The following is an 11,999-nucleotide window of genomic DNA, read 5'->3' as shown; positions in this document are numbered from 1 at the left end:
TGGCGCCGTCCACTATACAAGCCGTTCTGGCCGGTTCAAAGAGACCGCTTGCTCCGCCTGAGCGGGGCTGGATACAATCCCTCTCCCAAGGGGGAGCCCCGATAGCCGGCGCCTCCCGGAGCCCAGTCCATGCTCGATCGATTCCAGAGGCGGAACGAACCTGTCTACCGCGCCGATCTGGACCGCTGCCAGCCGGCGAGCGCCCTCAGCCGGACGGCTCGCCGATTCGCCTGGCGAATGCTGGACTTCGAGACCGACAAGGCCGCCGGAACGCTCCTTTTCGCCGGCGAGGAGACGGAAGCGGCCGAGATCACCTATCCCCTTGAAGTCCAAGGATGGCACGACATTTATATCGGCCTCTTCAACAACGCATGGCGCCCCTATGAGGCCCAACGGGTCTTCGCCCGGCTCAGCGGAGATCCGGCGTTCTCGCTCGTCTATCTTCCGATCCCCAGCGAACGCGCCTGGGGCGTTCCGGCCGACGATCAGAAACAGGGCCCCAGAATCCAGGACGTCTTCTGGAAGACCGCCGACCTGACAGGCCAGACCGTGGCGTTCCGCCAACCGTGCCAGCGGGCGGTGCCCGACGAACAGGCTTTCGGCAACATCAGCGGCAAGGTCTGGCTCGCCTACATCAAGCTGGTCCCCCTCACCGGCGAAGAGGTCGAAGACCTGGAACTCGACAGGTCCGACCCGGCCAATCGCCGGCTGTTCGCCTACAACGATTCCTGGTTCGACGGCGACCGGGGTTCCCGAATGCCGGGAGGCCGGTCCGAAGAGACGGCCATCCAGGCCCAACTGGAACCCTACCGGCACACCGATTTCGGGCGCATCTACTGGGACGGCGCTCACGGGGACATCTGCAACTACCTGACGCGCATCGGGCGGGTCTGGGACGGCCGGGGCATCCGGACCCAGGATCCCCCCAGGCGTTACGACCGCCTGGCCCGGGAAGCCTGGGACGCCTACGTGGAACGCGGAATCGATCCCTTCCGCGTCGCCGCAGACTTCGCTCACGAACTCGACATGGAGTTCCACGCCTGTTACCGAATCGGGTGGCGACCCTTCTACTGGCCACCGCCGTTCGACGAATTCAATCGCGGCGGACTCTACGACCAGTGCCCCGAGCTCCGTTGCGTGGGCCGCGACGGACGGCCCTCCCTCGGCCTGTCGTTTGCCTTTCCCGAAACCCGCCGCTACGTCCTCTCATTGATCCGGGAGATGACCGGCTATCCCATCGACGGCGTCGCCATTCTCTACAACCGTCAGCCCCCCTTCCTCGAATACGAATGGCCGTTGGTGGAGGGCTTCCAGGAGGAGTTCGGAGTGGACCCCCGCCGCCTGCCCGAAACGGATCCACGCTGGCTGGCCTACAAGAGCCGGATTCTCACCGGTTTCATGGAAGACCTGAAGGCCGAACTGGCTGAGGCCGCCCGGGAGCAGGGCCGGTCCGCACCGTATCCGGTCACCGCCTGGCTGTTCGGCTCCCGCGAGGAGAACCTGCTTTACGGGATCGACATCGAGCGTTGGGTTCAGGAGGGTCTGGTGGACACCCTGATCCCCTACACCTCGGCCCGGAGCCTGTTCAGCTTCGAGACCGCCTGGGAAGACGCAGCCGACGTCACCTATTGGGTTCGCATGGCCCGTGCGGGAAATTGCCGGTTGGCGCTCAATGTGATGCCCCGAAACATGGACGCCACACAGTATCGGAACAAGGCCGGCCAGCTCTACTCTCTGGGAGTCGAGCACCTGGCCTTCTGGGACACCGCCATTGCCGGGGGCCAGGCCTCGGAGACACTGGCCCGTCTGGGTCACCACGAGGAGATCGCCGGCTGGATCATGGCCGGCCGTCCCGAACCCCAGTCGACTTCCAGTCCGCTATGGAAGTTGGGAGATTGGGACCTGAGCTATTTCCCCGAATGAGCTTCCAACCGCTCGAACGAAGAAGGAGCATCCCTTGAATCGGCGGCCCTGGGCTCAACTCGCGATTCTGTCGGTCCTTCTGCCGGCGAGTCTTCCGGCTCAGTCGGAAGTGCCGTTCTTCAATCCCTACGGGCTGACCGAAGACACCCTCGACGGCCTCCAAATCCGGGACTCCCGTCATCGGCTCTTCGTCGAGTTCTTCTCGGCAATGCTTCTGAATCAGAGGGTGGATCGAGAGGCGGCCTTCGCCGTCTACGGTCAGGTCCGGCCCCTCACCCTTCTGCAGAGGAACGTCTACGGCGACCAGGCCGTCTTGGCGGCGGCCAACGTGAGGGCTCAAATCAGCGCGGGTCTTTGGAACCTCTCTTCTCCGGAGCTGCTCAAGGTCGATGTGGCCCCGCCGGTGGTCCTGGTCCGGCCGGCGCGCCTGCAGTTCACCCGGGGATTGGAGAATCGGGCGTTGGTCCTGGTTCGGAATCGATCCCAAGTCGGGCAGAACGTGAGCCTGGAACCGGCGGAGGGTCCGTTGTATTTCCGGCCCCGGCAAGTCCGGTTGGCCCCCGGGGAGGTCCATCCCGTCATCGTCCGAGTCTGGGGTGAGGACGGAGAGAGCCTGGAACTCAATGTCCGATCCGGACGCCGGCTTCTTCGGGTGAGTCTTCCCCTGGCTTGGAATCCCGCCTGTCGTCTCCAGATCCGGGTCCTGGACGAGTCCGGCCGGCATGTCCCGGCCCGGGTGGAGGTGGTCGGTTCCGACGGCCTGGGACGGGCCCCCTCGGGAACCTATCTCCGCTACACGCCAATGCGGGCGGACGCCTACTTCCACACGCGAGGAATCAGCAGTCTGGTCCTGCCGGCGGGAAAGGCCCGAATCCGTGTCGCGAGGGGATTCGAGCACCGCTACCAGGAACGAACCGTCGACCTGCAGCCCGCCGGCCCCGGCGCACTGGAATTTCGCTTGGAGCGCTTCCACGACGCCGCCGCCCGCGGCTGGTACTCGGGAGACATCCACATCCACCCCAACCTGGTCCACAAGACCATGGACCAGGTCATCAATCCCGCCGACATCCGCCTCCAGACGGTGGCGGAGGACCTGAATGTTGCCAACCTCCTGGTCTGCAATTCGCAGGGCGCGGTCCTCTACGATCGGCAGCACTTCACCGGCGCTCCCCACCCCCTGAGCACATCGCGGCACATCCTCTACTGGAGCCAGGAGCTCCGTCCGGCCCTCTACGGCCACATCGGCGTCCTGAACCTGAAACGCTTTCTGGAGCCCCCCTACAACGGATTTCCCGCCAGCTTCTACCCGTTCGACTACCCGTCCAACGCCACCGCCGTCAGGGAAGTTCGCAAGGAAGGGGCCGCCGTCTTCTACGTCCACCCTTCCCTGGGCCGGCAGCGCTGGATCCCGGTGGACGCCGCGCTCGGGACCGTCGACGGCATGGAGATCCTCGGCTTGTCCAACACCCATAGCACCAACACCCTGTATCGACTGCTGCTCGACTGCGGTTGGCGCCTCAGCGCCGTGGCCGGCACCGACGCCTTCAACAACGTCCGCCGGCACAAGGTCCTGGGCGGGGATCGCGTCTACGCCTACACCGGGGACAAGCTGTCTTACGAGGACTGGGTTCGCGCACTGCAGCAGGGGCGGACGTTCGTCAGCAACGGGCCTCTGCTTTACTTCCGGGTCCAGGGCCGGCTTCCCGGAAGCGAGATCGCCCTGGACGAACCCGGACCTGTGGAGTTGGAGTTGGAGGCTTATTCCCAGATCCCCATGGAGAAGGTGGAAATCCTCTTCAACAGCGAGGTCCTGCAGCAGATTCCCCTGATAAACGGCACCAAATTGAATCATCGGGGGACGATCCGGGTTCCGTCCAGCGGCTGGATGGCTGCCCGGATTTGGGGAAAAGAGCATCCATTGGTGGTCAACAATCCCGAACTCTTCGCCCATACAACGCCGGTCTATCTCACGGTGGGAGGGCGGCCCTACGCCGATCCCGAAGCCCTCGAATTTTTCCTGGAGAGGTTCCGGGAAATGCGCCGGACCTCCCTCGCCGGCGGCTCTTTCGAGAGCCTCCATCAGCAGCGCGAGGTTCTGGGCCAGTTGGCGGAAGCGGAGAAGATCTACCGGGAGCGGCTGAAATGGTCCCGCAAACCTCCTGCCGACGCTGCGGACTCCGGTCCATGACAAGAGTCGCCGACGGCTGTTAAGATCCAAGGCATTCGATCGGATCGAGCCGTGACCCATTGGCACCCCATCTCCGTTCCGTCAGGACGCTGCCTCCGGGTGGCCGTGGCCGCAGCGACCCTCAGTTGGGGAGCGGCCTGGCCGAGTTCCTCCGTGTCCCGCCCTGCCGACCGGGCCTCCGAGATCCTCAAGCACGAGTGTCTGAGTTGCCATGGCTCCATCCGCGCCTCGGGCCTGGATCTCCGGTCCCGGGAGGGCATGCTGCGCGGCGGCAACCGCGGTCCGGCGGTGGACCCGGGCCGGCCCGATTCCAGCCTGCTCTACCAGGCCGTCGCCCACGCGGGCGATCTGGCCATGCCTCCTGGAGAGAAACGGCTCCCCGACCGGGACGTGGAGACCCTCAAGGCCTGGATCGAGGCCGGGGCTTCCTGGCCCGACTCCGCCGGCGATGACGGCGGCGGCCCCGCCTGGTGGTCCTTTCGCCCACCGGTCCGCCCCGAGCCTCCCCAAGTCCCCGGGGCAGCGCACCGGGTGCGCAATCCCATCGACAACTTCGTGCTGGCCCGGCTCCATGCCCAGCGCCTGAAACCGGCTCCCGAAGCGGCCCGGCCGGAGCTGGTCCGCAGAGTCTACGTCGACCTGATCGGACTGCCGCCCACCCCGGAACAAGTGGAGTCCTTCCTCCGGGACGAGTCTCCCAAGGCGTTCGAAAAGCTGGTGGACCAGTTGCTGGAGTCGCCCGCCTACGGCGAGCGCTGGGCCCGGCACTGGCTCGACGTGGTCCGGTACGCCGACAGCGGCGGGTTCGAGACGGACGAGTATTATCCCAACGCCTGGCGCTACCGGGACTACGTGATCAAGTCCTTCAACGAAGACAAGCCGTACGACCGCTTCATCCAGGAACAGATCGCGGCGGACGAGCTTTGGCCCGACAACCTGGACCTCTACGACACCAGCTACGCCATTCGCCCCGAAAAGGTGGCCCACATGGAGGCCCGCGTCGCCACCAGCCTCTACGGGTTCGGGCCTTCCATCGGCGAATCCACCCTGGACGCCCCCAAGCTCCGTTACGAGCGCCTGACCGATTGGGTGGACATGACGGGAGCGGCCTTCATGGGCCTGACCCTGGCCTGCGCCCGCTGTCATGACCACAAGTTCGATCCCATCACCCAAGAGGACTACTTCCGGATGCAGGCCATCTTCGCGCCCTCCCATCCGGTGACGCTCCCGGTGGTCACGGCCATGAGCATGTTTCACCGGAACGAGCACTACCCCCGGACCATCGCCCTGGACGAACGGCGCCGGGCCCACGAAATGTTCGAGGCCAATGTCCGGGGCCGTTTGACCGAGGAACAGAAGGCGGGTTTCTCACCGGAGGCGCGCCGGGCCTACGAAAAACCGGAGCAGGAACGGACGGAAGAGGAGCGGATGCTGGCGGCTCCGGTCCAGGACGCCGTGGCGGACTTTTTCAATCGAAATACCTTCAAGCTCAAGGACCACCTGACGCCGGAAGAGAAGGCGGAACGGTCCCGGCTGCTTCTGGCCATCGCCGAGAAGGTCTTGGAGGTCCCCGTCTCCGACGGCTCCCACGCCATCCGATGGGATGGATTTTACGACACGCCCTCGGCCACGGTCCTGGGCCACATCCAGGGAGAGCTGATCCCCGAGACCCGCATTCTGGAGCGGGGCGATCTGGACCGTCCGGGGGAGCGGGTGGGAGCCGGATTGCCCCGGATCCTGGGGAAAGGGGTGGACTTCCGCACCAACCAGGGCCATGGCCCCCGTCACCGGAAACACCTGGCCCTGTGGCTGACTCGTCCCGATCATCCACTGACTGCCCGTGTCATGGTCAACCGCCTCTGGCAGTGGCACTTCGGGCGGGGGCTCGTGTCCACGTCCAACGATTTCGGCCTCCAGGGGCAGCCCCCGTCCCACCCGGAGCTGCTGGACTGGCTCGCCACCGAGTTCGTCCGCCAGGGCTGGAGCCTCAAGGCGATGCACCGGCTGATCGTCCAATCCTCGGCTTACCGGCTCACCAGCCGGTTCGACGACCCTCGCAATGCCGCCGCCGACCCGGACAATGCCTACCTCTGGAGGGCCAATCGGAGACGGGTCGAGGCCGAGGTCCTGTGGGACAGCATTCATGCCGTGGCCGGCACCCTGAACTCCAAGATGTACGGGCGGCCGTTCGTGCCGCCGCTGTCGGAGGATGAACTGGCCGGCTTCCGGCTCAAGTGGGCGTGGACCGTGCCGGCGGATCCCGCAGAGCACAGCCGAAGAGGCATCTACATCCTCTCGCGGCGGAACTTCGTCTTCCCCATGTTCGAGAAATTCGATACTCCCGATCCGGCCGTCAGTTGTCCCGAGCGCTCCGTGACCACCGTGGCCCCCCAGTCCCTCTGGCTCCTCAACAACGATGCCGTCTTCCGGCAGGCCCTGGCCTTTGCCGGGCGCCTGGTCCGGGAAGGGGGTTCCGAGCCGGGCCAGTGGGTGGACCGGGCCTGGCGGACTGCATTGGGACGTCCGCCCACCGGTCAGGAGACCCGGGACGCCCTGGAGACTCTGGCGTCTGCCGAGGGCGAACGGTGGGAGGAGTTGCCGGAGGGCGCTCCCCCGGAGTTGAAAACCATCGAGCGGAACCATGCTCAGGGACTGACGGAACTCTGCCTGGCCGTCTTCAACCTCAATGAGTTTCTCTTTGTTGATTGACGCGCATGCTCGCGGATCCGGAATTGGGGGACAGGAATGTCCACTTTCCCGGTGGGGGACAGGAATGGCCCCCCTCCTGTTGACGTTGCCACGTTGGCGGGGCTTCAATAGGAGCACTCATTCAAGGAGTGGAATGTGATTTCCAATAATTGCCAGGGCGCCGTTCAGGTCGGTACGAGGCGAGAGTTTCTGAAGGCATCCTCCTTCGGTTTCGGCTCCCTCGCTCTGGGCGGCCTCTTGGAGCGGGAGGGCCGGCTTCTGGCCTCCAACGACGGTCGTGTTTCGCCCTTGGCTTCCAAGGAACCCCATTTTCCGGCCCAGGCCAAGAGCGTCATCTTCCTGTTCATGCAGGGCGGCTTGAGCCAAGTGGACAGTTTCGACCCCAAACCGGCTCTGGCGCGGTACGACGGACAACCGCTGCCCTCCAGTTTCCGCACCGATCTGGAGCTGGCCCAGATCAACCCCTACGAGTCCAAGCTCATGGCCAGCCGCCGCACCTTCAAGCAGAGGGGCCGGTCCGGCATCGAGATCTCGGATCTCTTCGAAGGGCTCGCCAGGCATGCCGACGACATGGCCGTCATCCGATCCTGTTACCACGAGTCGTTCATCCACGGTCCCGCCCTCACCTACCTGCACACCGGAAGCCTGCAGTTGGGGAGTCCCAGCATGGGTTCCTGGATCCTTTACGGGCTGGGGAGCGAGACGGACAACCTCCCCTCCTACATCGTGATGACCGACAGCATCTTCCGGTCCAGCACTTCCAATTTCAGCACCGGCTTCCTTCCGGCCATCTACCAGGGGACGCTCATCAACACCGAGGGCCAGCCCTTTCAGAACCTGAAGCCCCCGTCCCGGATGGACCTGGACCGGCAGCGCGCCCTGCTCCAGCGGATCGAAGGCTGGAACCGGAACCATCTCGAGACCCGTCCCGGAGACAGCCGCCTGGAGGCCAGAATCCGAAACTACGAGTTGGCGTTCCGGATGCAGATGGCGGCGCCCGAACTCATCGATCTTTCCGGGGAACCGGAGCACGTGAAGCGGATGTACGGCCTGGATCGGGATCAGACCCGCAAGTTCGGCCGCATGTGCCTGCTGGCGCGGCGAATGGTGGAGAGGGGCGTCCGCTTCGTGCATCTTTACAGCGGCGGTTGGGACGCTCACGGCGAGTGCGACAAGAACCACATGAAGAACTCGTGGAAGACGGACCAGCCCATGGCCGCTCTGCTGGAAGACCTCAAACAGCGGGGCCTGCTGGAGAGCACTCTGGTCATCTCCACGGGCGAGTTCGGCCGAACTCCGGTCATGCAGGGCAAGGAGGGACGCGACCACAATCCCTTCGGTTTCAGCGCCTGGATGGCGGGAGGCGGTGTTCGCGGCGGCCAGGCCATCGGCGCTACCGACGATCTGGGTTTCGTGGCCGTGGAAGACAAGATGCACGTCAACGACCTCCATGCCTCCATGCTGGGATTGATGGGCCTGGACCACCGCCGCCTGACCTACTTCTTCCAGGGGCTGGACCGGCGCCTCAGTGGAGTCGGCGAAGCAGGCGAGGCCGGCGAGGACCTGTACCGGAAGCTGACTGGGAGGTCCATTGGCCATTCGTCCTGAGAAGGCTTGGCGGGCGATCGCCTTCCTGAGCCTGATCTCCGCCACAGCCGCGGGTCCCCTGCCCCAAAGCGGCGCTCCCTTCGTCGGCAAGATTCGACTGCCGGTAAGTCTTCGAACCGCCGAGGGGACCGTTCTGCCGAAGGGGCCCTTCGACGTGGAGGTGCGGTCAGAGGACGGCAGCATCCGGCTGCGCTTCCTCTCCCCATCGGCCGGGCCGGTTTCTCTCCAGGGTGTGCCCGTGGACCCGGAGGATTGGACCGCCGCCGCCGGATGGCCCCTGGCGGGAACCGTGCATCTTCACCCTGTGTCCATCCCCATCGGCACCGACGCCGAGCGCCACAAGAGCAAGACCGGCATGCCCCAATACCTGGAAACGCCGCGAGTCTGGAACGCCACGCTTCGCCTGTACCGCAGCGAGGACCCGGCCGGAGCGGTTTCGGTCCTCTTCCATGAGAACCATCCCGGCGGCCCGATCCGGGCTCGGTTCGAGCTGTATGCCGGCGGCGGCGATGGGAAACCCTGAGGAGAATTCCCCCTTGAGATTCCGATTCCCATACCCGTTCCTCGTCCTGTTCCTGATCTCGCTCCCCGCCCTCGAAGGCGGCCGGCACGACCAGCCGGCTCACTCCGAAGTCCGGGATGTCGACTCCCGGCTGGAGCTCTTTGTCGACGACTACCTCATCGACTCTCTCGACGGTCTGGAACTCAAGCTCCACACCCCTCGGCGCGCCGGAAAGGTCATGGTCTTCGACCGGCCCTGGGAGGGAGTGACCAGTGGAAGCACGGCCGTCGTCTTCCAGGACGGCGACCTCTACCGCATGTACTACCGGGGCAGCAGTCACGCCGGGTACGCCTTGGAGTCGCTCCTGGAACCGGGCGAGGAGGTGATCCCCGAACACCCCTACACCGCGTGCTACGCCGAGAGTCGAGATGGCATCCACTGGTCCCGGCCCTCGCTGGGGCTGCACGAGTACGAAGGATCCAGGGACAACAACATCGTCTGGATGGGAAAAGGCACGGGGGCCTTCCTTCCCTTCAAGGACTCGAATCCGGAGGCGCCTGCCTCCGAGCGCTACAAGGCCGTGGGGCCGGACAGCCGGAAGCTGTACGCCTTCGTATCCCCGGATGGGATCCACTGGAAGGAAATGAGAGAGGACCCCATCATCACCGACGGTGCGTTTGACTCTCCCAATCTGGCCTTCTGGGACGAGGTCCACGGGCGCTACGTTGCGGTCTACCGGGATTTCCAGCTCGGCGTCCGGACCATCAAGATCGCCACTTCCACCGACTTCAGGAACTGGACGCCGGGCCAGTTCGGCGAATTCGGGGATGCGCCCGCCGAACACCTCTACACCAACGCGACGCAGCCGTATTTCAGGGCGCCCCACATCTTTTTCGCCTTCCCCCGGCGATTCCATCCCTGGAAGACGCGGGTTCCTTTCGATCAGGCAAATTCCGGCGGTTGCTCCGACGCCATCTTCATGTCCAGCCGCGACGCCGTTCACTGGAACCGCCAATTGGAGGCGTTCATTCGCCCGGGAACCGAGATACGCAACTGGTCCCATCGCTCCAACACCCCCGCCTGGGGCCTGCTGGCCACGGCGCCGGATGAGATCTCCCTGTTCGTCCAGCGCCACTACACGTTCCCCACCAACTACCTGGAACGGATGGTGATCCGGACCGACGGATTCATGTCGGTCCATGCCGGCTCGTCGGAAGGCGAACTGATCACCCGGCCGCTGACCTTCACGGGCGAGAACCTCGTGTTGAACTTCGCGACCTCGGCGGCGGGGAGCATGCGGCTGGAGATCCAGGACGCCGGGGGACAGCCGCTGGCCGGATTCGCCCTGGAGGAGTCTCCGCTGATCTGGGGGGACGAGATCGAGCACACGGTGCGGTGGAAACGGAGTCACGCCCGGGCGGGCACGTCCAAGCCCCTGGCGCGAATCTCGGGGAAACCGGTGCGCTTGCGTTTCGTGATGAAGGACGCGGACCTCTACTCGATACGGTTCCGCTGACCGGCCGGAATCAGGATTTCGCCGCTATTTTGAACAGGCGCCGGACTTCCGTGCCATCTCGGAGGCATCCAGAATCTTCTGATTTGACATTCTTCGGGCCAGGTAGCGGCGGCGACAGGCCTCCGACCCACTCTCACCGCCGAACCACATCGAGTGACAACCCGCGCTTCTTCCCCACCCCGGCCGATCTGCGCGCCTGGTTCGTGGAGCACCACGACACCGCCGCCGAGTTGTGGGTCGGCTACTACAAGAAGGCCACCGGACTGCCCAGCATCACCTGGCCCGAGTCGGTGGACGAAGCGCTCTGCTTCGGCTGGATCGATGGAATCAGGAAGTCCGTCGACGACGAGAGCTACAAGATACGTTTCACCCCGCGCAGGAAGAGCAGCCGCTGGAGCGCCCGCAACCTCGGCCGCATGAAGGACCTGATCGAGGCGGGGCTGGTCACCGGAGCGGGGTTGGCCGCCTACCGGGCCCGCGACCCCGAGAACGAGAAGCGTGCGGCGTACGAACAGGGCGAAGTCAGCCTGCCGCCCGCGTATGAGCGGCAGCTCAGGGCCGTGCCCGCTGCGTGGAAGTACTGGGACGAGGAACGGCCCTGGTACCGCAGGCAGGTCACTTGGTGGGTGGTGAGCGCGAAACGCGAAGAAACCCGCCTGCGCCGCCTGGCGATTCTGATCGATTCCTGCGCCAGGGGCGACGTGGTCCCGCCGATGCGCGCGGCGGCGCGGAGGAGGAAATAGCCGACTCTTGCCCGTGCGGATCCGGTCCACGGCTTCTCAGGGGGCGGGCGCTTTCCGGGGCCGGTGCGGGTCGCTTGGAGCCCCCCATCCTCCCGCCAGCCAACGCTCCGACGCCACCGCCCTCCGTCGCTCGCGCGGGCGCTGGTTGAACCAGAAGGCGAACCGGGATTTCGGTAGGCCGCTCAACCACTCCTGATGGAGGTCAAGGGCCTCGTCCAGAGCTTCGAAAGGCTTGTAGACGACTCTCAGCCAGAAGCTGTAGCGGCGTCCCTCCTGCGGGTTCGGAGCCACCGCCTGGTAGTCCCACGCGGGACCGCCGACACCACCACCGCCGGCGTTGAAGGCGGGGCGGACCTCTATTCGCTACGGTTCCGTTGACCGGCCGGAGGTCGACGACAATCGCTTTTTCGGATCTTATTACTCTCCTGTTATCAATGACTTGAATCCACCTGATTTCTCCGGCACCTCCCAGACCATAACGTTTGACAACCTTAACGCACCGCGTTATTATTTCTTCTTGATCAAGAGCTTCCACTGCAAGGACACCGAAAAGCTCTTCAACAGACGACTCCAAAGGAAATTTCCGACGGCTTTGAAGAAAGGCGCACTCAGGAAGCTGGAAATGCTGGACGCAGCCGAATCGCTCGGGGATCTCAAGGCGATACCCTCCAGCCGGCTGGAGGCGCTCTCGGGCAACCGTAAAGGACAATATGGCGTCCGGATCAATCGACAATGGCGGATCTGTTTTCACTGGGAGACCGGCGACGCCTATGACGTGGAAGTGGTGGACTATCACTAGCAGGAGGCTGG

General features: G+C 64.8%; 9 protein-coding genes. 8 read left to right on the top strand and 1 reads right to left on the bottom strand.

The genetic code is table 11. The features are described from left to right. Positions 1-129: 129 nt before the first annotated feature. The 7 genes from OXT71_15175 (at position 130) to OXT71_15145 (ending at position 11,189) form a co-directional block, all read left to right on the top strand. Positions 130-1,923: a hypothetical protein gene (locus OXT71_15175; protein MDE2927736.1), complete on the top strand. Its 1,794-nt coding sequence runs from the start codon at positions 130-132 to the stop codon at positions 1,921-1,923. A 34-nt stretch (positions 1,924-1,957) separates the two neighbouring features. After that, positions 1,958-4,111: a CehA/McbA family metallohydrolase gene (locus OXT71_15170; protein ID MDE2927735.1), complete on the top strand. Its 2,154-nt coding sequence runs from the start codon at positions 1,958-1,960 to the stop codon at positions 4,109-4,111. A gap of 51 nt (positions 4,112-4,162) precedes the next feature. Then, positions 4,163-6,820 (top strand): PSD1 and planctomycete cytochrome C domain-containing protein, encoded by a 2,658-nt coding sequence (locus OXT71_15165; protein ID MDE2927734.1) that lies wholly within the window; start codon positions 4,163-4,165, stop codon positions 6,818-6,820. Positions 6,821-6,955: 135 nt separating this feature from the next. Continuing rightward, complete coding sequence (locus tag OXT71_15160) at positions 6,956-8,428, top strand: DUF1501 domain-containing protein (protein ID MDE2927733.1); 1,473 nt, start codon at positions 6,956-6,958, stop codon at positions 8,426-8,428. Continuing rightward, a complete protein-coding gene (locus OXT71_15155) occupies positions 8,412-8,951 on the top strand; it encodes a hypothetical protein (GenBank protein MDE2927732.1) in 540 nt (179 codons plus the stop codon). The genes OXT71_15160 and OXT71_15155 overlap by 17 nt, the downstream gene beginning before the upstream one ends. Before the next feature lie 13 nt (positions 8,952-8,964). Beyond that, positions 8,965-10,446 (top strand): hypothetical protein, encoded by a 1,482-nt coding sequence (locus OXT71_15150; GenBank protein MDE2927731.1) that lies wholly within the window; start codon positions 8,965-8,967, stop codon positions 10,444-10,446. 83 nt (positions 10,447-10,529) lie between these two features. After that, positions 10,530-11,189, top strand: coding sequence for a YdeI/OmpD-associated family protein (locus tag OXT71_15145; protein MDE2927730.1), 660 nt, complete (start codon positions 10,530-10,532; stop codon positions 11,187-11,189). 36 nt (positions 11,190-11,225) lie between these two features. Here OXT71_15145 and OXT71_15140 read toward each other — a convergent pair whose 3' ends face one another. Continuing rightward, complete coding sequence (locus tag OXT71_15140; protein ID MDE2927729.1) at positions 11,226-11,480, bottom strand: hypothetical protein; 255 nt, start codon at positions 11,478-11,480, stop codon at positions 11,226-11,228. 226 nt (positions 11,481-11,706) lie between these two features. Here OXT71_15140 and OXT71_15135 point away from each other — a divergent pair, with 226 nt between their 5' ends. Next, complete coding sequence (locus OXT71_15135) at positions 11,707-11,988, top strand: type II toxin-antitoxin system RelE/ParE family toxin (GenBank protein ID MDE2927728.1); 282 nt, start codon at positions 11,707-11,709, stop codon at positions 11,986-11,988. Positions 11,989-11,999 lie beyond the last annotated feature (11 nt).

The organism is Acidobacteriota bacterium (genome assembly GCA_028874215.1).
Classification (GTDB): domain Bacteria; phylum Acidobacteriota; class UBA6911; order RPQK01; family JAJDTT01; genus JAJDTT01.
Note: the sequence above shows the minus strand (reverse complement) of the source record. Positions and strands in the feature narration are given on the sequence as shown.